Below are 19394 nucleotides of genomic sequence, written 5' to 3' on the forward strand. Positions count from 1 at the left end.
TCGCAGACCCCTGACTGAACCGCTCCGGGGATAGGTTTCCGGCGTGGCTGCCGTCGACAGACTCGTCCAGCAGGTGATCCGGCTCGTCGAGAGGGACACCGTCGACGGTGTCGCTTCGGGACGGCCGCCCGAGCTGAGCGCGGGGCACGTGGAGATGCTCCAGCCGCTCGCCGACAACCTGGACCTGCCGGGACGGCTGGCGACGACGCTCCGGGTGGTCTCGAACCGCCAGGACGGCCGCTGGTACGACCGGCGCGAGGACGCCCGCGCCGGGCTGACCGAACTGGTCGCGCTGTGTGCGGACTCCCTCGAGCCGGACCCGTCGCTGCCGCCGCCCGTCGACGCCGGGGCGCGGGACCGGCTGGCCGGGGCCGTCAGCCGGGCGTACGCCGCCAACGCGACGCCGCGGCTCGTCGCGGACCTGTTCACGGACGGACGGCCGGACGACCTCGGACGGTTCGCGCTGCCGCAGCTCGAAGGAGACGTTGCGGCGGCCCGGGCGATGGCGATCGCGATCGGCGCCCGGACCGCGACCCGGGAGGAGGACGTCCTGCGGAAACTCGTTGCCGAGGGCCACGGCGGGGCGGCGTACGCGGCCGCGGGAATGCTCCTGGACGACCGGCTCGACTACCAGCGGCTGCCGGCCGAGCAGCAGCCGGGGATCCGCCGGCACCTTGCCCGGAGCATCGAAGCCGGCTTCGCCACCCGGGACATCCGGGAGGCCAAGCAGCGGGAGTTCACCGAGGAGTTGGAGAACCGGCGCGAGGACGTCACCGGCGGCGCGGGGACGATCGACGACGCCAGCAAGATGGCCACCGAGGAGCTGGGCAAGCTGAACGGGTTCCTGGCGGACATCGACTACTGGCAGCGCTCGGCCGAACCGCGCCTCGAGGACGTCCGCGGGATCGTTGCCGAGCACCTCGTGTCCAGGGTGGAGCACCACGCCGGCATCCAGACCGATCTCACCGCCGCCCAGGTGACCTCACCCGCTGCCGCGACGACCGCCGCCGCACAGACGATGGTGACGGCCTCGTCCATCCCAGCCGCGAGCCGTCCGGCGGCCGCCGCCGCGACCGCCACCATGTTGGCCGAGGGCTTCGACGAACTCCCGGCGCTGGTCACCGGCTGGCAGGCCGACGGCGCGAACGTGAGCCGCCAGGCGGAGCTGTACGGCGCCACCCTCGGCGACCGGACTCTGGCAGCTGTCCGCACCTTCGAGCAGCAGCCGCCCAACCCCAACGGCACGGCCCTGAACCGCGAGCAGGCCGGCCCGGCGGCGTTCGCGGCCGATCCCGCGATCCCGCCGCTGCGCCGCATCCACTCCGGCGAAGCGCGGCGTCCCGACGAAGGCGCCACCCGCCCGCGGACCGGAGGATCCGACGGCCTGACCCGGTGACTAGGCCGGGCCCGCGCTGAAGAGTTTGGGCAGGCGGGCGGCCTGGGCCAGGTCGCCGCGGACGGTGAGGCGCTGTTTGAGAACGGCCACGACCGGGTCCTCGTTGCCGGTGACGATCCGCAGCAGCGTGGTGGGGTCGGTGCGGATCGAGATGTCCGGGGGAGTGGACCTCCGGGGCACCAGCTTGCACCGGCCGTCATGGACGCGGGTCCAGTACTCGTCGACCGCGTCCGGACGACCGGCCCCGCCCGCGCCGGTGATCTGCCAGCTGATCACAGCGTCGAACCCGGCGGCCCGGGCGGGTCGGAGGTACTCCGGCATCCGGCGAAAGATCTCGCGCAACGCGATCTCTCGTACTCCCCCGATGAGTCGATGCCGAAGCTCCCGCTCCGACGTCCGGTCGACCAGCCGGGCGAGCTCGCTCGCGTCCAGGGCGGTGATGCCCGCGGACTCGAGCCAGCCGGCACTGCCTCGCTCGGTCATCGACCACCCCCGCGGCAGTTCGAAGGAACACTCGCCGGACATCCTTCGGCGCTTGCGGCGCCCAGGCACGCACCTCGCGGCACTTGGACCAGCGCCCACGATGCTCCGCATCGAGGCCACTGACCAAGCACCCCGATGCACGCACCTGGGCACCGCAATCACTCGAAGCCTGTCCGGCGAGTGTTCCTACCAGACCGTAGGAATTTCCTACGATGAGGTAGGTTTGTCAAGTGGTCGAGGATGCTGAGAAACGCCGGCGCGCGCGGCATCTCGGCCCTGAGCGCCGCCGGCCGATGATTCTGGACGCCGCGCTCGAGGTCTTCAACGCCAAGGGGTACGCCGGCACGACGATGCAGTCGGTGGCGGACGCGGCCGGCGTCACGAAACCGGTGGTCTACGACTCGTTCGCGAACCGCGACGAGCTGCTGCTCGCCCTGCTGGCCCGCGAGGAGCAGCATCTGGTCATCTCGATCGTGTCCGCGCTCCCGGCCGACCCGACTGTCGGCACCCCCGATGAGCACGTCCTGGAAGGACTGACCGCCTTCCTGACCGCGGTGCAGAAGAATCCGCAGTCCTGGCGGATCGTGTTCGGTGCGCAGTACGGCGCCGCTCCCGTCGTCTCGGAGCGGGTCCGTGCCGCCCGGGCGTTCCTGGTCGAGAGCCTGCGACTCACCCTGCTGCAGTCGTTGCCCGGCGTCACGGACCCGGACGCGAACCTCCCGGTCCTGGCCGAGTTGCTCGCCTCGATGACCGAGGCGTGCGCGCGGATGCTCGTCATCGACGGGACCACCCGCACCCCGGCCGAGCTGGCCCGGACCGTCTCCCAGGTCGTCGGCGGCGGATTCGGCAGCGTCTGACGGACCTGTCCGGCGTACATACTGTGAAGTAGCTGAACAACCGGTCACGATCGGCTTCCAGTGGGCGGACTCGGCAGCGTGGACGGGCGTCCGCCGATAGGGTGGGCGAACGTGAGCGAGACCGGTAGTGAGACCCGTACCCGCGCGCGGTTCGAGGTGCCTGAAGAACTCAGGGCCGACGTCCGCCTGCTCGGCGAGATCCTCGGCAAGGTCCTGGTCGAGTACGCCGGTCAGCCGCTGCTCGACGACGTCGAGAAACTGCGCGAGCTGACCATCGCCGGCGACGGCGCCGCGGCCGAGGAGCTGGTCGCGTCCTGGCCGCATGAGCGCGCCGAGGACGTTGCCCGGGCGTTCACCTGCTACTTCCACCTGACGAACCTCAGCGAGGAGCTGCACCGGGCGCGGGTCCTGCGGGAGCGCGACCGGGCCGGCAGCGAGGCCGTCGTGTCGGAGCTGGCCCAGGCCGTCGAGCAGATCTCCCGCGACAGCGGCGAGCAGCAGGCCCGCGCCCTGCTGAACGGCCTGGAGTTCCGCCCGGTGCTGACCGCGCACCCGACCGAGGCCCGGCGCCGCGCCGTGCTCGCGACGATCCGCCGGATCACGTCGCTGCTCGACGAGCGGCACGACCCGCGGGCCGGCGACAGCGACCTGGCCGAGAACCGTCGCCGCCTGGTCGAGCAGGTCGACGTCCTGTGGCGTACGTCGCAGCTGCGCACCAGCCGCCCGTCCCCGCTGGACGAGGTGCGGTCGGCGATGGCGGTGTTCGAGGAGACCCTGTTCACCGTCGTCGGCAACGTGTACCGGCGCCTCGACGACGCGCTGGCCGGTGACGCGGCCGGGACGCGGACGCCCGTGGTGGCGCCGTTCGTCCACCTCGGGTCGTGGATCGGCGGCGACCGCGACGGCAACCCGAATGTCACCGCCGCGATCACCCGCGAGGCGATGCAGATCCAGGCCGACCACGTGCTCCGCGCACTGGAGCAGGCCACCGAGGCGCTCGGCCGCGCGCTGACCCTGGACGCCGCGACCACGCCGCCGTCGGCCCCGGTGCGCCGCATCCTGGAAGACGCGCGGGCGGTCAACCCGGAGCTGATCACCGACATCGAGACCCGCTCCCCGGCCGAGCCGCACCGGCAGCTCCTGCTGCTGGCTGCTCGCCGGCTGGCCGCGACCCGGTCCCGCGACGCGGACTTCGGGTATCCGCGGGCCGCCGACTTCCTGCACGAGCTCAAGGTCCTGCAGGACTCGCTGGTGACCGCGGGTGCTCCGCGCCAGGCGTTCGGCGAGCTGCAGCAGCTGATCTGGCAGGTGAACTCGTTCGGGTTCCACTTGGCCGAGCTGGAGATCCGTCAGCACTCCTCGGTGCACGCCAAGGCGCTGGAGGAGGTGCTCGGCGGCGGCGAGCTGTCCGACCAGACGGAGGAAGTGCTCGCGACGCTGCGGGTGATCGCGCAGATCCAGCAGCGCTTCGGCCCCGAGGCCTGCCGCCGGTACGTCGTGTCGTTCACGCGCAACGCGGGCGACCTGGCGGCCGTGTACGAGCTGGCCGACGCGGCGCTCGACGGGCGGCCGATCGAGCTCGACGTCGTACCGCTGTTCGAGACCGGCGAGGACCTGCAGAACTCGGTCGAGGTGCTCGACAACGCGATCCAGCTCACCCGGGTCCGGCACCGGCTCACCGCGAACGACCGGCGTTTCGAGGTCATGCTCGGGTACTCCGACTCCGCCAAGGACGTCGGCCCGGTCTCGGCGACGCTGGCGCTGTACGACGCGCAGGCGCGGATCACCGCGTGGGCGCAGCGCAACGCGATCCGGCTGACGCTGTTCCACGGCCGGGGCGGCGCACTGGGGCGGGGCGGCGGCCCCGCGAACCGCGCCGTCCTTGCGCAGGCTCCTGGATCGGTGGCCGGGCGGTTCAAGCTCACCGAGCAGGGCGAGGCGATCCCGGCCCGGTACGGGAACGCGGCGATCGCGCAGCGGCACATCGAGCAGGTGACGGCAGCGACGCTGCTGGCCTCGACCCCGGCCGTCGAGGAGCGGGCCGCGGTGGCCGCCGAGCGGTTCTCGGTGATGGAGAAGACGCTCGACGAGGCCGCGCGGACGGCGTACCACCGGCTGGTGAAGGCGGACGGGTTCGCGGAGTGGTTCAGCACCGTGACGCCGCTGGAGGAGCTGGGGCAGCTGCCGCTCGGATCGCGCCCGGCGCGCCGGGGTGTCGCGGTGTCGTCGCTGGAGGACCTCCGGGCGATCCCGTGGGTCTTCGCGTGGTCCCAGGCCCGCGTGAACGCCCCCGGCTGGTTCGGTCTCGGTACGGCGCTCGCCGCGGTCGGTGACGTCGACCTGCTGCGCGACGCGAACCAGAACTGGCCGCTGTTCCAGGTGATGCTGGAGAACGCGGAGATGTCGCTGGCCAAGACAGACCGGCGCATCCTCGGCCGCTACCTGGAGCTGGGCGACCGGCCCGAGCTCACGCAGCAGATGCTCGACGAGCATGAGCTGACGACCGAGTGGGTGCTCAAGGTGCTCGGCCAGGAGCGTTTGCTGCAAGGGCGGCGGGTGCTGGGCCGTGCGGTCGAGCTGCGCAACCCGTACGTCGACGCGCTCAGCTACCTGCAGCTGCGGGCGTTGCGGACGCTGAGGACCGACGACTCACTGGACGAGGAGCAGATCGTCCGCACCCGCCGGTTGCTGTTGCTGACCGTTTCGGGTGTCGCCGCCGGTCTGCAGAACACCGGCTGATGTTCAGCGACCTGGACCGGCCCCCGCTGGACGAGAAGTTCCTGCGGGGGCGGCTGGTGCGTCCCGGTGCGCTGTGGACGCAGATCGACGTACTCGCGGAGACGCCGTCGACGAACGCTGTCGTGGCGGCTGCGGCCGCTGCCGGTCAGCCCGAAGGGTTGGTCGTTGCCGCGGAGTACCAGTCGTCCGGGCGCGGACGGCTGGGGCGGACGTGGACCACTCCACCGCGGTCTGCGTTGCTGATGTCTGTGCTGCTGCGTCCTGTTGCGGTCGATGCCGCGCGCTGGCCGTGGCTGGGTCTCCTTGTGCCGCTGGCCGTTGCAGCCGCCGTACGACGGGTTGCCGAGGTCCCGGCACAGGTGAAGTGGCCGAACGACGTGCTGGTCGAGGACCGCAAGCTCGCCGGCATCCTGCTGGAGCGGGTCGACGGTGCCGCGGTCGTCGGCATCGGCTTGAACGTGACGCTCCGCTCCGACGAGAAGCCCCACGAGGCCGCCACGTCCCTGGCTCTCGAGGAGGCGACCACGACCGATCGAGCCACTGTCATGGCGGCAGTACTGCGCGAGCTCGCTGGTCGCTATCAGTCCTGGGTCGACGCCGCCGGCGATCCGTCGGTCGTACTTCCGGAATACCGCGCGTTGTCGGCAACCCTGGGACAGGCGGTCCGCGTGGAGTTGCCCGACGGCACCTTCCTCGAAGGCACCGCCCGCGACCTTGCCGACGACGGCCGCCTCATCGTCGAGACCCCCGACGGCCCACGCCCGCTGGCAGCAGGCGACGTCACTCACCTACGTCGCCCTACCGGCGGCGCTACTCGGTGAAGATCTTGGCTGCGGTGATCAGGGTTTCGATGACGCCGTAGCCGAGGAGTATGGCGACCAGTAGCCAGGAGATGACCAGGCGTGGGGTCTGGTTCATGGCGTTGCCTCCAGCGTGGACTCGGACTTCTCGTGGAAGCGTTCGGAGACGGAGCGGATCAGTAGGTTCGCGACGAATCCGACGGCCAGCACGCCGACCATCGTGAACAGGGCCGGCCGGTACGCCGACGCGGTCAGCGTGCCCGGTTTGCCCTCGCGGTCCAGGAACCCGTTGATGATCAGCGGACCGGCGATACCAGCTGCGGACCACGCGGTCAGCAGCCGGCCGTGGATCGCGCCGACCTGGTAGGTGCCGAACAGGTCCCGCAGGTACGCCGGAACCGTCGCGAACCCGCCGCCGTAGAACGAGATGATGACCGCGGCCAGCAGCACGAACACCACCGTGCTGCTGTCTCCGATGCTCGCCAGCAGCGTGTACGCGATGATCCCGACGCCGAGGTACATCGCGTAGATGGGCTTGCGGCCGATCAGGTCGGACGTCGAGGACCAGCCGAACCGGCCGGCCATGTTGAAGATCGACAGCAGGCCGACGAAGCCCGCGGCGGCCGCGACGGCGACGCTCGACTTGCCCCCTGTGACACCGTCGCCGCGGAAGAAGTCCTGGATCATCGGACTGGCCTGCTCGAGGATGCCGATCCCGGCGGTGACGTTGCAGAACAGCACCACCCACAGCAGCCAGAACTGCGGCGTCTTGATCGCGTTCGCCGCCGAGACGTTGCCGGTGGTGACGAGCGCCTTCTGCCGCACGGCCGACGAGTCGAAACCCGTCGGCGCCCAGCCGTCAGCGGGGACGCGGATGTTGAAGACGCCGAACATCATGATGACGAAATAGCCGAGGCCCAGCGTCAGGAACAGCCCGACGAGTGCCCCGCCGCCGGCCACCGACGTACTGACGTTCGGGTCGTAGCCGGAGTCGTAGAGACCGAGCAGCTGCCGGGACAGCGGGCTGGCGACCAGCGCGCCGCCGCCGAAGCCCATGATCGCCAGGCCGGTCGCGAGTCCCGGACGGTCCGGGAACCACTTGATCAGCGTGGAGACCGGCGAGATGTAGCCGATCCCGAGACCGATACCGCCGATCACGCCGTACCCGAGGTAGACCAGCCACAGCTGGCCGGTTCCGATGCCCAGGGCACCGACCAGGAATCCGGAGGCCCAGAAGCAGGCGGCGACGAACATCGCCTTCCGCGGGCCGTTGCGCTCCACCCAGGTGCCGCCGACGGCGGCGGACAGGCCGAGCATCACGATCGCGATGCTGAACACCACGCCGACAGCGGTCTGGCTGCTGTCGAAGTGCTTCACCATCGACGTCTTGTACACGCTGGTCGCGTACGCCTGGCCGATGCACAGGTGTACCGCGAGCGCGGCCGGCGGGATCAGCCAGCGGCTGTAGCCCGGCGGTGCGACGGTGTGTTCCCGGTCGAGTATCGACAAGACTGCCATCACGGCTCCTTCTCGTCCCCCAGCTGATAACCCCTCGCGCATCCTTGCTCACTGTATGCATTTTGTGAAGTGTTAAACCTCTTTGCCGCCGGATCGTGCCCGCGGGAGTGCCCTTGATCGTGTCGGGAGGGGACAATCGAACCCGGGACCTGTGAGACTGGGCCCATGGCGATCTCGGCGAAGTTGTTGGGTGAGGACGAGTACGTCGTCGTCAGCACCCGGACGCACTGGAAGGCGCTGATCGGCCCGGTGTTCCTGCTGCTGGTCGTGGCGGCCCTGGGCGGGTTCCTGGCCGCGATCGTGCCGACCGGTTCGTTGCAGACGCCGGCCCGGATCGCGATCCTCGCGGTCGGCGTGGTGGTCCTCGCGACGTTCGCGCTGAAGCCGTTCCTGAACTGGTTCTTCTCGACGTACACGATCACCAACCGGCGGCTGATCACCCGGCACGGCATCCTCACCCGGACCGGCCGCGACATCCCGCTGATGCGGATCAACGACGTGTCCTACGAGCACGGCCTGGTCGACCGCCTGCTCGGCTGCGGCACGCTGCACATCGAGTCCGCAGGCGAACGCGGTCAGGTCGTGCTTCCCGACGTACCGCATGTCGAGCACGTCCACCTACAGATGTCCGACCTGCTGTTCGGCGGCCCTGAGGGCCGGCCCGGCGACGGCATCCTCGAGGACGAGCAGCCGCCGGAGCACATGCGCCGCCGCCCGCAGCCGCAGGAGCAGCAGCCGCGGACCGACGACGGCACGATCTTCAGCTCGGACGACGACCGCTAGAAGACTTCCAGGCTCACCGGTGCGACCGGCCAGCCGAAGGCTGCTGCCGTGCGGGTCAGTGCGCCCGGGGTGTGCTCGGTGACGCGGCCGGTGGCGGCGAACTCGGTCAGGGGACGACCGCCGAGGTAGGCGCCGCCGAGTTCCGTGACCGACAGGCTCAGGTCGGGCGCGTCGTTGGTGCGGTCGCACGTGACCGTCGAGCCGTCGGCGGTCAATCGGAACCGTCCGGTGTTCGACTCGATCAGGTTGTCCGTCACGTCCAGCACGACGTCGAGCGGTGTGGCATACCGACGCTGCCGCAGGGCCCGCGGTACGTCGGTCACCCGCAGCCACAGCGATTCGCCGAGCCGGCGCTCCAGGGCGGTCGGGTAGGTGACGAGTTGCTGGAGCGGCTCGTCCACGGCGGCGTACTCGTAGGTGAGCTTGGCGCTCAGGTCCATCGTCAGCAGGTGCTGCCAGAGCGCCTTGTACGCCGGGAGCTCGGGTGCGACCAGTTCCTCGACGGACACCTCGTACGCCGGGCCGGTCGGTCCCCAGATCATCTTGCCCCGCCACAGCGCGTAGCCGTCGATGCTTCCGGTCTCGTCGCGGTGAACCAGGATCCGGCGCTCGGTCCGCCCGCCCCGATCGTCCGTCTTGTCCTGGAGGCGGGCCTGCCAGCGCAGCTCGGACCGCCCGGACACTCCGGATCGCCGCGTCTGCAGCCTGCGCAGGATCGCCGGCAGCTCCTTGAGCGCCTCGTCCACGGTGAGTACACCGAGCTCGCCCGGACGGATCCGGTCGTTGGACGGACCAACACGGTGCAGGTCGACGGTGTACTCCACGCCCCACGCGGCCGCGGTGTACCCGAAGCGCCCGTAGATCGCCGGCTCGCTCGCCCACAGTACGGCGATCGCCTCCGGCACCTCACGCAACTGCCGCCCGATCAGCTGGGACATCACTCCGCGCCGACGATGTGTGGGCTGCACGCCGACACCGGTCACGTGCGCAGCGTCCACCAGCGCACCAGGCACCGACAGCTCCCTCGTCAACGCCCTGGTCGTGCCGATGATCTGGCCGCCGTCGGTCGCCACCAACGCCCGATCCGGCTCGAACAGCTGCTGCCAGAGCTCGTCCGGCTTCGGGTCGAACATCATCGCCCCGCCGAACACCGCCTGCACCGCGCCGTACTCGCCGGCCTGCGCCGCCCGCACCTGGATCTCGCTCATCCCCGCATCTTCACACGCCCTGTCGACAACCGCCGCCCATTTAGCAGCATCAAGACAAGTAAAGGGGGTGGACCAATGATCAAGCCACTCGCAACAACCGCGGCGGCCCTGCTCGCCGCAGCCACCCTGGCGCCGGCCGGTACGGCGGCCGCCACATCGACGGACAGCTGCGGCCTGTCGGCTTCGTCGGTCACCGCGCGAGGTGACCACAACAACCTCGGCATCCTGTCCACCAGGCCGCCCACGGCGACCGGCCAGGCGCTCGGGCGTGCAGCGTTCGCGCCGGGCCGGGTGAAGGTGATGGCGTCGATGTCGGTACTCGCCGACCAGGGCCCTGACGGCTCTCAATACTCCGTGTACGGCTACGTCGTCATCGGCGACGCGCTCTACCAGGCGGCATACGACGTGCACAGTGACGGGATCATCGACAACCCTCCGGCGGCCTTGCGGCGGATCGGTGGCGGCTGGGGGAACTTCACGACGGTGGAGGAGGCCGAGTACCAGGGGCCGACCCAGGGCGGCGTCTCGCGCTGGAACGTGTACGGCCTGCGCAGTGACGGCGTGCTCTTCCGGTGGAGTGTCAGCAGCAAGGGCGTCTGGCGCAGTACCGGATCCGCGCCCGGCTTCAGCTCGGTGAAGTCGATGGCGCTGGTCAGCAAGTCGGCGACCTACGACACCTTCGTCGCGAACACCCGCGGCGGCGCGCTCTACACGATCCACATTCCGACCAGCTCACCGATGAAGCCGGTGGTCAAGGTGGTCCGCACCCGCACCTGGCAGGGGTTCGAAACCTTGATCGCGCACAAGTGCGGTGTCTACGGCACCATCCTGCTCGGCATCGACAAGGACACCGACTCGGCCTACCTGTACGCCGTCGGGCGCTTCACCGGGACCAGCACGGTGATCCAGTCGGTGGGCAAGGTCCCCGCAACCTTTGCCGACAACGTCTACGCCCGGCTGAAGGACCCGGGCGGGCCCTTGAACGGCGAGTGACTCAGCGAACGACGGGGAGGTCGCCGGTCGACTCCCCGTCGAGCTCGGCGGGGGAGTCCGGGGCCGGGGTGTGTTCGACCTCGTCCAGGGCGATCTCTTCCCTGAAGACGAACTTCCGGTACGACCAGAAGCGGAACAGGGTGCCGAGGCCGAGACCGATGAAGTTCGCCGCGATGTTGTCGGACAGCCAGGTGTGCAGGTCCAGCACGTACCGCGAGAAGGCCAGACAGCCGGCCGCGATCAGCAGGCCGATCCCGTTCAGCACGAAGAACAGCACGTACTCCCGGTGCAGACCGCTGCGCTCCCGGTGCCGCCACGTCCAGTAGCGGTTGCCGAAGTACGTCACGATCGTGGCGACCGTGGTCGAGATCAGCTTCGCGGTCAGCGGCTTGTGGTGCAGCATGCCCTCGCCCGAGTCCGCGAGGACCAGCGGGTTGTTGAACACCAGCCAGTTGTAGATCGGCAGGTCCACGACCAGCCCGAGGACACCGACCAGACCGAACTTGGCCACTTCGTGCACCAGGTGCTGGAACTGGTGGTACAGCTTGGTGACGAGCTTCAACGGGGTTCGGAACCTTCTGTGATCACACCGCGACGGGAGGGCAGCTTCCCACGGTACCCGGCGACGGGTGCTACCCCGAAATCGCCCGCGCGCCCCAGAGTGTCAAACCTGGCCGCCGTCGGGCCGATGCTGTAAGGACATTAGGCTCCCACCGTGAAGTTCGATCGGAAGGACCTCCCCGCCGGTACGCCGGTGGTCGGCATGGTCGGTGGCGGGCAGCTGGCCCGGATGACCCAGGAGACGGCCGTCGCGCTCGGCATCCAGCTCCGTGTGCTCGCGGAGGGCGCGACGGTGTCGGCGGCCCAGGCGGTCGCCGACGCGCCCGTCGGCGACTACCGCGACCCGGAGACGGTCCGCCGGTTCGCCGCCGAGACGGACGTGGTGACGTTCGACCACGAGCACGTCCCGACCGACCTGCTGCACGCGCTCGAGGCGGACGGGGTCGCGGTCCGGCCCGGCCCGGACGCGCTCGTGCACGCCCAGGACAAGGCCGTGATGCGGGCCCGGCTCGACACCTTCGACGCGCCGTCGCCGGCGCACCAGGTGGTCGCGAACGCCGCTGACGTCGAGGACTTCGCGAAGCGGGTCGGCGGCTTCCCGGTCATCCTGAAGACCACGCGCGGCGGGTACGACGGCAAGGGCGTGTGGTTCGTCGACGGCCCGGACGACCCGCAGATCGCGACCGCGTTCGGCAGCGGCGTACCGATCCTGGCCGAGGAGAAGGTGGACTTCGTCCGCGAACTGTCCGCGATCGTGGCGCGCTCGCCGCACGGGCAGGCGGTCGCGTACCCGATCGTCGAGTCGGTGCAGCGGGACGGCATCTGCGTCGAGGTGACCGCGCCCGCGCCCGGCCTGGCGCCGGAGCGCGCCGCCCAGGCACAGCAGACCGCGCTGCGGATCGCCGGCGAGCTCGGCGTGGTCGGCATCCTCGCGGTCGAGATGTTCGAGGCCCGGGACGGGCGACTGCTGGTCAACGAGCTCGCGATGCGCCCGCACAACACCGGGCACTGGTCGATCGACGGCGCGGTCACGTCGCAGTTCGAGAACCACCTGCGCGCGGTGCTCGACCTGCCGCTCGGATCACCCGCCGCGCGGGCGCCGTACACCGTGATGGTGAACGTGCTCGGCGGCGACGTCGAGGACATGCACCGCGGCCTGCTGCACTGTATGGCCCGCGACCCGGGGCTGAAGGTCCACTTCTACGGGAAGTCGGTGAAGCCGGGCCGCAAGGTCGGCCACGTCACGGCGTACGGCGACGATCTCGAACAGACCCGGGAACGCGCGCGGCACGCGGCGGCGTACCTGACCGGCACCATCGACGAGTAAGGGTGAACATGTCCGTTGGAATCGTGATGGGGTCGGACTCCGACTGGCCGACGATGAAGGCCGCGGCGGAGGTCTGCGCCGAGTTCGACGTGCCCTTTGAGGCAGATGTGGTCTCGGCGCACCGGATGCCGACCGAGATGATCGACTACGGACGGTCAGCGCACGAGCGTGGCCTCAAGGTCCTGATCGCCGGCGCCGGCGGGGCCGCGCACCTGCCCGGGATGCTCGCGTCGGTGACGCCGCTGCCGGTGATCGGCGTCCCGGTACCGCTGAAGTACCTCGACGGGATGGACTCGCTGCTGTCGATCGTGCAGATGCCGGCCGGCGTCCCGGTTGCGACGGTCTCGATCGGGAACGCTCGGAATGCAGGACTGCTGGCGGTCCGGATCCTGGCGGCTTCCGACGAACGACTGCGGGAGCGGATGATCGGCTTCCAGGAGTCGCTCGCGGAGGTGGCCCGGGGGAAGGGCGGCACGGTGCGTGACGGGGCGGCAGAGTTGCGTAAAGGTTGAGGTCTGGACTGGTTTTCCACAGGTCGGGGGCGGGTAGTCGTGAGATCCCATTGGTTGTCGTTTAAGGTCGTCGATCGTGACTCCGCCCACTGACTCGGACACGCAGCGCATTCCGGTCCGCTACTGGATCTGGCTGTTCGGCGCTGCCGTGTCCCTCCTCGGCGATCTGACGATGTCGTTCGCCATCGGCTGGTCCGCCACCCGCCACGGCGGCAGCGTCGCCGGCCTCATCCTGCTGCTCGCCGCCGCCCCGAGAGCGATCCTCTTGCTGGTCGGCGGCGCGGTCGGCGACCGGTACGGCGCACCGCGCGTGCTGCTGGTGAGCTGCACCGCGATGTTCCTGGTGACCTCGGCCCTGGTCCCGGCGACCCGGGCCGTGGGCGAGCCGGTGTGGCTGCTGATCATCCTGGCCCTGGTGGTCGGGGTCATCGATGCGTTCTTCCTGCCCTCGTCGCGCGCGATGCCGCGACTGCTCGTGCCGCCGCCGCAGGTCCCGCGCGCACTGGCGAGCTTCCAGGTGACGGGAGTCGTGTTCGCGGTCACCGGTACGGCGGTGGGCGGCGTCCTGGTGAACTGGGCCGGTCTGTCCGCGGCGGCCGGCTTCGACGCGATCACCTTCGGCATCATGATCGTGGTCCTGCTCGTGCTGCGGAACACGATCGCGCCTCCCGGCCGGATGCCGGCCGGGATGCTGCGCTCGATCGGCGCCGGGATCCAGGTCGCCTTCGGCCGGCCGCTGACCCGCGCGCTGCTGATCATGATGACCGTCGCGGCCGGTTTGCTGATGCCGCTGGACGCGCTGCTGTTCCCGCTGCTCGCGCGGGACCACGGATGGGATGCCGCGACCGCCGGTCTGCTCGTCGCCAGCCGCAGCCTCGGAGTGGGCGTGATCGCCGTGCGCATCCTGCTACGGGGCGCGTTCCCGCGGCCGGGCATCTTCGCCGCGGTCGGTCTGCTGGTGGCGGCGGTCGGACTGCTCGGCCTGTCGGTCCTCGATCCGCTGCCCCTGACGTTCGCCGCCGGTGTGCTGAGCGGGATCGGCGTCGGAACGTTCACCGGTCACGTGCTGCCGTTGCTGATGAACTCGGTGGAGCGTGAGTTCCAGTCCCGTCTGCAGTCCATCGTCGTGCTGTGCCAGAGCATCGCGATCATGATCGCGAACCCGGTGCTGGGCAGCCTGGCCGATGTGAGCGGCATCGGCATCACCGGCGTCTGCCTCGGTATCGCGTGCGCCTCGGCGCTCACCGGCTGCGTCGTCCTCACCCGCCCGGTCCTGCGGGAGGCGAAGGTCGCCTAGGGCTTCCCGGGCGCCCGGTAGGTCCAGCCGGCGGCGCGCCACGCGGCGGCGTCGAGGTTGAGGCGGGCATCGACGACGACCGGGGTGCTGACGACCTGGCTCAGGGCGACCGGGTCGAGTTCGCGGAACTCGGGCCACTCGGTGAGGTGCAGGACGGCGTGGGCGTCGCGGCACGCCTCGATCGCGGTCGGGGCGTAGCGCAGCGTCGGGCGGACCTTGCGGGCGTTCTCCATCGCCTCCGGGTCGTAGACCGTGACGTTCGCGCCGTGCAGCTGGATCCGGCCGGCCACGTCGAGCGCGGGCGAGTCGCGGACATCGTCCGTACCGGCCTTGAAGGCGGCGCCCAGGACGGTGACGTTCTTGCCGATCCATTCGCCGCCGAGGGCGTCGTGGGTGACGTCGACGATCCGGCCGCGGCGGTGGTGGTTGATGTCGTCGACCTCGCGCAGCAGCGTGATGACCTCTTCGACGCCGAGCTCGCCGGCGCGGTGCATGAACGCGCGCAGGTCCTTCGGCAGGCAGCCGCCGCCGTACCCCGGGCCGGCGTTCAGCATGCCGCGGCCGATCCGCTTGTCGTACCCGAGCGCGTCGGCCAGCTGGGTGACGTCGGCGCCGGTCGCGTCGGCCATCTCGGCGAGCGCGTTGATGAACGAGATCTTCGTGGCCAGGAACGCGTTCGCGCCGCCCTTGACCAGCTCCGCGGTCGGCAGGTTGCAGACGACCACCGGCGAACCTTCCGCGATCGGTGTGGCGAACACCTCGCGCAGCCGCGCCTCGGCCGCCGCGGACTGGACGCCGAACACCAGCCGGTCCGGGTGCAGGGTGTCGTCGACGCCGTGCGCCTCGCGGAGGAACTCCGGCTGCCAGGCGACCTCCACCGCCGAACCGGCCGGGGACTCGCTGTGGAAGCGCTGCTCGAGGATCTTCGACGTACCGACCGGGACCGTGGAGCGGCCGACCACGAGCGTCGGCCTGGTCAGCAGCGGCGCCAGCATGTCGACGACCGAGTGCAGCTGGGACAGGTCGGCGGCCTCGCTGCCCTCGAGCTGCGGGGTACCGGCGCAGATGAAGTGCACGTCGGCCCAGTCCGCGATCTCGCGGTAGTCGCTGGTGAACCGCAGCCGGCCGGAGTCCACGTGCTTCTTCAGCAGCGGGTCCAGCCCGGGTTCGTAGAGCGGCGCCTTGCCGTCGTTCAGCAGCTTCAGGCGGTGCTCGTCGATCTCGACCCCGATCACGTCGAAACCGAACTCGGCCATCCCGGCGGACGTGTTGCAGCCGAGGTAGCCGGTGCCGATCACGGCGATCCGGAGCGGACGGGGCGTCGCTTCACTCATGTCGGGGACTCTACCCATCGTGGTTATCGGCCGGTGACCGGCTCATGTATGGCCTGTGCGTACTTGGTCACTTTCGGGGTACGACGTCCTGCCGGCGCGCGTGGTTCGTCGTACTGTGTGACTCGTGAGTAACTCATTCGAGCTGTACGCGCTGTCCGAGGAGCACCAGGCGATCCGCGAGGCCGTTCGCGACGTCTGCGACGCCAAGGTCGCCCCGCACGCCGGGGACGTGGACGAGCTGGCCGAGTTCCCGAAGGCGTCGTACGACGCGCTGAAGGCGTCGGACTTCCACGCGCCGCACATCCCGGAGCAGTACGGCGGGGCGGGCGCGGACGCGCTGGCCACGGTGATCGTGATCGAGGAGGTCGCCCGGGCGTGCGCCTCGACCTCGCTGATCCCGGCCGTCAACAAGCTCGGCTCGCTGCCGCTGCTGCTGTCCGCCTCCGAGGAGGTCAAGCAGCGCTACCTGCCGCCGGTCGCGGCCGGTGACTCGATGTTCTCGTACTGCCTGTCCGAGCCCGAGGCCGGCTCGGACGCCGCCTCGATGAAGACGCGCGCGGTTCTCGACGGCGACGAGTACGTGGTGAACGGCGTGAAGCGGTGGATCACGAACGCCGGTGTCAGCGATTTCTACACCGTGTTCGCGGTCACCGACCCGTCCGCGCGCTCCCGTGGCATCTCCGCGTTCGTCGTGGAGAAGTCCGACGAGGGCGTGTCCTTCGGCGCGCCGGAGAAGAAGCTCGGCATCAAGGGCTCGCCGACGCGCGAGGTGTACTTCGACAACGTCCGGATCCCGGCCTCGCGGCTGATCGGGGAGCCTGGCACGGGCTTCAGCACCGCGATGGCGACGCTCGACCACACCCGGGTGACGATCGCCGCGCAGGCGCTCGGGATCGCGCAGGGCGCGCTCGACTACGCGCTCGGCTACGTGAAGGAGCGCAAGCAGTTCGGCAAGGCGATCGCGGAGTTCCAGGGCCTGCAGTTCATGCTCGCCGACATGGGCATGAAGATCGAGGCCGCCCGGCAGCTCACCTACGCCGCCGCCGCGCGCTCCGAACGCGGCGACACCGACCTCACCTACTTCGGCGCCGCCGCCAAGTGCTTCGCCTCCGACGTAGCCATGGCCGTCACCACCGACGCCGTCCAACTCCTCGGCGGCTACGGCTACACCCACGACTACCCGGTCGAACGCATGATGCGCGACGCCAAGATCACCCAGATCTACGAAGGCACCAACCAGGTCCAGCGCATCGTCATGGCGAGGCAACTCCTGAAGGACCTCAGCTGAGACTGTTTCCGCAGGTCATCCCTGAAGGAGCGGGGCCGGTCAAGAGGGTGTTTGACCGGTCTTTGTTCTTCTCCGCTGGGTTTGGGGGCGCGTCGAGGTGAGGCGTCGTGGTCATAGGCTCGGGCGGAGCCCGACCGCTTAGCGGCCGTAGGGCCTTGACGACGGCGCCGGTCGGCGCACGATCTGGATTTGCGGAGAAGGGTTTGCGGCGTGGCTCCTGCTGTTGGGTGGGGGTGGGTATCTCGCTCGTCATGGCCGGGTGTGCCGGTGGTGGCAGGCCCCGGGTGGTGGGGCTGCTGTCATCCCTTCGCCGCGCCAACTTGGGGGCGGTGGCGGCATGATGGGGTTCGTAGTTGCTGGTCGGCGGGGTCAATCAGAGGCGCGACCACGCCAGGTGCTCTGAGTGCTTTGAAAGAGCCTGGGGGTCTTGACCTGCACGACCCGCGCCGACCGGTCCTAGGCGGCCGCTGGCTGATGCCGTGTCCGCGTGCTTGTCGGTGTATTTGCGCGGCCGCGGATCCAGGGCACGGACGTGGTGGTCGCGCAGAGCGTAGAAGACGTATTCGAGTTGGCGGCGGGCGGCCGCGACAACGGCGATGTTGTGGCCGCTGCGGGCGGCGACCCGATCCCGGAATCGCCCGACCACGGTGGTGCCGGGCAGGATCTGCACGGACTCGACCATCGCCCAGCGGACCAGTCGGGAGCCTTGCTTGGTGATCCGGCCGCGATGCACGTGCGCGTCGGACTCATGGTGGGTTGGTGTCAGCCCGGCCCAGCAGGTCAGCTGCTCGGGCCGGTCGAACCGGTCGATGTCGCCGATCTCGGCGACCAGCACCGCGGTCAGGGTCGGCCCGATCCCGGGAATGGTCTGCACCGCGGCATAGCCGGGGTGCAGCGCCAACCGGCCCCGCACCATCCCAGCGGCGTGGTCGATCTCGAACTCGAGCAGCTCCATGACCCGGCGCAGCGACCCGATCCTGGCCGCATACGGCGCCGGCAGCTGCGCGGAGTCCCGCAGCCGGTCCAGCAGCGCGGTGCCGTCGACACCGAACAGGTCGCTCATCGACACCGTCACCCCGCACTTGGCCAGCATCGCATGCACCTCGGCCTTGCAATGGCTGCGCAGCCCGACCAGCTTCGCGCGGTGCCGGACCAGCTCCCGCAACTCCCGCGTGGCCGGCGGCGCGATCCACGCCTCGGGCAGCCGCCCCATCCGCAGCAGGTCAGCCAGATCGGCGGCATCACGCTCGTCGTTCTTCACCCGCCGGTACTCAAACGCCTTCACCCCCAACGGGTGCGCCAGATGCACCCTCGCGCCCTGGGCCCGCAGCGCATCCACCGCCCAATACCAGCCGTAGGTGGCCTCCAGCACCACCTCCGGGCTGTCCCCGGCCCGGGCAATCACCGCCGCCAAACGATCCACGTCGTTGACGATCCGGACCCGCTCCAGCACCTCACCCTCGGCCGTCGTCCGCACCAGGACCGAACGGCGCCGATGCAGATCCATCCCCACAAACTGCCGTCCCGCGTACGCTTCCATCAGGGGCCTCCTTCGTCGTGAAACGCGAGCAACCCCAGCATCCGCCGGGGGACCCACGAGGAGCGGAGACCCCGCTCCTTCATCGCATCAGAGGGCCGGCTCGATCGCAGCAGAGACAGACTCCGACGACCAATCGGCCGATTGGGCCGGGAACGTCGATGGCCCTTCAGCCTGTGCCGTCTGGCCTGGGCTGGGTTTCTGTCTGGCTGGGCTGCTCTGTGGCAAGCCTTCTCCGGCGTTTCTGGGACGAACGACCTGCGTAGCGGATGTATCGGAGCTGATCCTTGTCTGCTTTGACGTCCTCGAATTCTTCAAGGACCTGTCTCAGGACCGAGTCGGTCGCGTGATCCTCGGCCCAGAGACGCGCATCAACCAGTTTTCCGTAGACCCGGCCGTAGCGGGTGCTCAGCTGCCGCGCTTGGCCGGCTTCCTCGGCGTAATTCTTGATCCGGGGAACCAAAGCGGCGAAACTCGACAGCACGCCGATTATCGCGACGAGTGCCTGCGCCCATCCGTTGGCTGTTTCAGCCAAGGTTGCCCACACGGACAGGCTGGTGATCGCGGCCAGAACGCCGGCAGTTAGCGCCCAGCGATCAGCTAAGCGCTGCATCCTGTCGGCGTACACCTGTAACTCCGCTGTCCAGCCTCGAGCGTTGTCCTCGCAAACCTGGATCCTCTCAGGCGTGATCGGCGGCTGACTTTCCCAGCCCGGCGCCGGCTGCTCATCAGGCATGCTCACGACTGTCGACCTCCTCCAT

The 19394-nt window shown here is 69.9% G+C and carries 17 protein-coding genes; 10 read left to right on the plus strand and 7 right to left on the minus strand.

Going from position 1 to position 19394, the window contains the following annotated elements; all coding sequences use genetic code 11:
• Positions 1–43 precede the first annotated feature (43 nt).
• Positions 44–1396, plus strand: a complete 1353-nt coding sequence (locus AB0L64_RS13535; protein WP_363710431.1) for a hypothetical protein — start codon at positions 44–46, stop codon at positions 1394–1396.
• On the opposite strand, the gene AB0L64_RS13540 is transcribed toward AB0L64_RS13535, so the two are convergent.
• Positions 1397–1879: an SCP2 sterol-binding domain-containing protein gene (locus AB0L64_RS13540; RefSeq protein WP_363710432.1), complete on the minus strand. Its 483-nt coding sequence runs from the start codon at positions 1877–1879 to the stop codon at positions 1397–1399.
• 230 nt (positions 1880–2109) lie between these two features.
• On the opposite strand from AB0L64_RS13540, the gene AB0L64_RS13545 reads away from it, so the two are divergent.
• From AB0L64_RS13545 to AB0L64_RS13555, 3 genes are all read left to right on the plus strand, one after another.
• Positions 2110–2736 carry a TetR/AcrR family transcriptional regulator gene (locus AB0L64_RS13545; protein WP_363710433.1) on the plus strand — a complete coding sequence of 209 codons (627 nt, stop codon included), beginning with the start codon at positions 2110–2112 and terminating at the stop codon, positions 2734–2736.
• A 111-nt stretch (positions 2737–2847) separates the two neighbouring features.
• Positions 2848–5475, plus strand: a complete 2628-nt coding sequence (locus AB0L64_RS13550) for a phosphoenolpyruvate carboxylase (protein WP_363710434.1) — start codon at positions 2848–2850, stop codon at positions 5473–5475.
• Positions 5475–6296, plus strand: a complete 822-nt coding sequence (locus tag AB0L64_RS13555; protein ID WP_363710435.1) for a biotin--[acetyl-CoA-carboxylase] ligase — start codon at positions 5475–5477, stop codon at positions 6294–6296. Before AB0L64_RS13550 ends, AB0L64_RS13555 begins: the two co-directional genes overlap by 1 nt.
• Positions 6297–6389: 93 nt before the next feature.
• Here the strand turns inward: AB0L64_RS13555 and AB0L64_RS13560 are convergent, their stop codons facing one another.
• The gene (locus AB0L64_RS13560; RefSeq protein WP_363710436.1) at positions 6390–7793 is read right to left on the minus strand and encodes an OFA family MFS transporter; all 1404 of its coding nucleotides are present in this window, start codon (positions 7791–7793) and stop codon (positions 6390–6392) included.
• 165 nt (positions 7794–7958) lie between these two features.
• Here AB0L64_RS13560 and AB0L64_RS13565 point away from each other — a divergent pair, with 165 nt between their 5' ends.
• The gene (locus AB0L64_RS13565; protein ID WP_363710437.1) at positions 7959–8576 is read left to right on the plus strand and encodes a PH domain-containing protein; all 618 of its coding nucleotides are present in this window, start codon (positions 7959–7961) and stop codon (positions 8574–8576) included.
• Here the strand turns inward: AB0L64_RS13565 and AB0L64_RS13570 are convergent.
• Positions 8573–9784, minus strand: a complete 1212-nt coding sequence (locus AB0L64_RS13570) for a GNAT family N-acetyltransferase (RefSeq protein WP_363710438.1) — start codon at positions 9782–9784, stop codon at positions 8573–8575. The genes AB0L64_RS13565 and AB0L64_RS13570 overlap by 4 nt on opposite strands.
• 75 nt (positions 9785–9859) lie before the next feature.
• Between AB0L64_RS13570 and AB0L64_RS13575 the strand changes: the two genes are divergently transcribed.
• Complete coding sequence (locus AB0L64_RS13575; protein ID WP_363710439.1) at positions 9860–10777, plus strand: hypothetical protein; 918 nt, start codon at positions 9860–9862, stop codon at positions 10775–10777.
• Position 10778: 1 nt separating this feature from the next.
• Here the strand turns inward: AB0L64_RS13575 and AB0L64_RS13580 are convergent, their stop codons facing one another.
• Positions 10779–11339 carry a GtrA family protein gene (locus AB0L64_RS13580; protein WP_355696517.1) on the minus strand — a complete coding sequence of 187 codons (561 nt, stop codon included), beginning with the start codon at positions 11337–11339 and terminating at the stop codon, positions 10779–10781.
• A gap of 153 nt (positions 11340–11492) precedes the next feature.
• Here AB0L64_RS13580 and AB0L64_RS13585 point away from each other — a divergent pair, with 153 nt between their 5' ends.
• The 3 genes from AB0L64_RS13585 (at position 11493) to AB0L64_RS13595 (ending at position 14474) form a co-directional block, all read left to right on the plus strand.
• The gene (locus AB0L64_RS13585) at positions 11493–12665 is read left to right on the plus strand and encodes a 5-(carboxyamino)imidazole ribonucleotide synthase (protein ID WP_363710440.1); all 1173 of its coding nucleotides are present in this window, start codon (positions 11493–11495) and stop codon (positions 12663–12665) included.
• Between the two features lie 8 nt (positions 12666–12673).
• Positions 12674–13177 carry a 5-(carboxyamino)imidazole ribonucleotide mutase gene (purE, locus tag AB0L64_RS13590; RefSeq protein ID WP_363710441.1) on the plus strand — a complete coding sequence of 168 codons (504 nt, stop codon included), beginning with the start codon at positions 12674–12676 and terminating at the stop codon, positions 13175–13177.
• A gap of 76 nt (positions 13178–13253) precedes the next feature.
• Positions 13254–14474, plus strand: a complete 1221-nt coding sequence (locus AB0L64_RS13595; protein WP_363710442.1) for an MFS transporter — start codon at positions 13254–13256, stop codon at positions 14472–14474.
• On the opposite strand, the gene AB0L64_RS13600 is transcribed toward AB0L64_RS13595, so the two are convergent.
• Positions 14471–15808, minus strand: a complete 1338-nt coding sequence (locus AB0L64_RS13600) for a UDP-glucose/GDP-mannose dehydrogenase family protein (protein ID WP_363710443.1) — start codon at positions 15806–15808, stop codon at positions 14471–14473. The two genes, AB0L64_RS13595 and AB0L64_RS13600, sit on opposite strands and share 4 nt — an antisense overlap.
• 124 nt (positions 15809–15932) lie before the next feature.
• On the opposite strand from AB0L64_RS13600, the gene AB0L64_RS13605 reads away from it, so the two are divergent.
• Positions 15933–17096, plus strand: a complete 1164-nt coding sequence (locus AB0L64_RS13605) for an acyl-CoA dehydrogenase family protein (protein WP_363710444.1) — start codon at positions 15933–15935, stop codon at positions 17094–17096.
• Between the two features lie 373 nt (positions 17097–17469).
• On the opposite strand, the gene AB0L64_RS13610 is transcribed toward AB0L64_RS13605, so the two are convergent.
• Positions 17470–18636 (minus strand): IS110 family transposase, encoded by a 1167-nt coding sequence (locus AB0L64_RS13610; RefSeq protein ID WP_363710445.1) that lies wholly within the window; start codon positions 18634–18636, stop codon positions 17470–17472.
• Positions 18637–18802: 166 nt separating this feature from the next.
• Positions 18803–19369, minus strand: coding sequence for a hypothetical protein (locus AB0L64_RS13615; RefSeq protein WP_363710446.1), 567 nt, complete (start codon positions 19367–19369; stop codon positions 18803–18805).
• Positions 19370–19394 lie beyond the last annotated feature (25 nt).

The sequence above is a fragment of the Kribbella sp. NPDC051936 genome, from assembly GCF_040680955.1.
Taxonomy (GTDB): domain Bacteria; phylum Actinomycetota; class Actinomycetes; order Propionibacteriales; family Kribbellaceae; genus Kribbella.

Bases quoted from the DNA above. Each gene is read 5' to 3' on its own strand.
- AB0L64_RS13540 (WP_363710432.1), bottom strand. From the start codon at position 1,879: ATGACCGAGCGAGGCAGTGCCGGCTGGCTCGAGTCCGCGGGCATCACC.
- AB0L64_RS13555 (WP_363710435.1), top strand. From the start codon at position 5,475: ATGTTCAGCGACCTGGACCGGCCCCCGCTGGACGAGAAGTTCCTGCGG.
- AB0L64_RS13560 (WP_363710436.1), bottom strand. From the start codon at position 7,793: ATGGCAGTCTTGTCGATACTCGACCGGGAACACACCGTCGCACCGCCG.
- AB0L64_RS13565 (WP_363710437.1), top strand. From the start codon at position 7,959: ATGGCGATCTCGGCGAAGTTGTTGGGTGAGGACGAGTACGTCGTCGTC.
- AB0L64_RS13570 (WP_363710438.1), bottom strand. From the start codon at position 9,784: ATGAGCGAGATCCAGGTGCGGGCGGCGCAGGCCGGCGAGTACGGCGCG.
- AB0L64_RS13575 (WP_363710439.1), top strand. From the start codon at position 9,860: ATGATCAAGCCACTCGCAACAACCGCGGCGGCCCTGCTCGCCGCAGCC.
- purE (WP_363710441.1), top strand. From the start codon at position 12,674: ATGTCCGTTGGAATCGTGATGGGGTCGGACTCCGACTGGCCGACGATG.
- AB0L64_RS13600 (WP_363710443.1), bottom strand. From the start codon at position 15,808: ATGAGTGAAGCGACGCCCCGTCCGCTCCGGATCGCCGTGATCGGCACC.
- AB0L64_RS13610 (WP_363710445.1), bottom strand. From the start codon at position 18,636: ATGGAAGCGTACGCGGGACGGCAGTTTGTGGGGATGGATCTGCATCGG.
- AB0L64_RS13615 (WP_363710446.1), bottom strand. From the start codon at position 19,369: ATGCCTGATGAGCAGCCGGCGCCGGGCTGGGAAAGTCAGCCGCCGATC.